The sequence below is a fragment of the Flavobacterium flabelliforme genome (genome assembly GCF_017948675.1).
GTDB lineage: Bacteria > Bacteroidota > Bacteroidia > Flavobacteriales > Flavobacteriaceae > Flavobacterium > Flavobacterium pygoscelis.
In genome coordinates, this window is record NZ_JAGFBU010000039.1 from 1 (window position 1) to 288 (window position 288).

1 protein-coding gene is annotated in these 288 nt (G+C 45.5%); it reads right to left on the reverse strand.

All coding sequences use genetic code 11. From position 1 onward, the window contains the following. Nucleotides 1-288, reverse strand: a 288-nt coding sequence (locus tag J3S90_RS15785; protein WP_210646984.1) for an MBG domain-containing protein, incomplete at both ends; no start/stop codon positions are given.

Genomic DNA, 288 nt, shown 5'->3' on the forward strand with positions numbered 1-288 from the left:
CACTCACGTTGATCGCTTTTGGTGTTACCATTAATAGCGCGTCTGTTGTGCTTATCGTATAGTTTGGATTACTGCCTAAAGCAACTGCAATTGGATAGCTTCCTACTGCTGAAGTCGTCGTAGCGGTGGTGCTTAACGTATAGTCAATCACATCGCCATTTACCGTTCCAGTTACCACAGCGGTTAACACTGGGTTCGCGTCTCCGTATACTTTGGTTTTATTATCGGCTACCACACTCACGTTGATCGCTTTTGGTGTTACCGTTAATAGCGCGTCTGTTGTGCTTA